Origin of the sequence: Apilactobacillus waqarii, from assembly GCF_019061205.1 — a bacterium.
In the GTDB taxonomy this organism is placed as follows: domain Bacteria; phylum Bacillota; class Bacilli; order Lactobacillales; family Lactobacillaceae; genus Apilactobacillus; species Apilactobacillus waqarii.
Genome location: NZ_JAHQYH010000032.1, coordinates 1 through 267 on the forward strand (window position 1 = coordinate 1; position 267 = coordinate 267).

Annotated in this window: 1 rRNA gene; it reads left to right on the forward strand. The window is 34.5% G+C overall.

Annotation, left to right across the window (positions count from 1 at the left end):
- Nucleotides 1-73, forward strand: a 16S ribosomal RNA gene (locus KTJ72_RS07065); the annotation flags it as partial.
- Nucleotides 74-267 lie beyond the last annotated feature (194 nt).

A 267-nucleotide genomic window follows, 5' to 3' on the forward strand; every position in this document is an offset into this window, starting at 1 on the left:
GGTGGGACAGATGATTAGGGTGAAGTCGTAACAAGGTAGCCGTAGGAGAACCTGCGGCTGGATCACCTCCTTTCTAAGGAAATTTCGGAAACTTACATTAGGTTCATCAATCTTATTCAGTTTTGAGAGGTTTACCTCTCTACTTGGTTCTTTGAAAACTAGATATTATTTAATTTCTATATTGAATTTGTATAAAAATACAATTTCAACCGAGAACACCGCGTTATTTTGAGTTTTAAAATATTAGTTTATTCGTAAATACTCAAC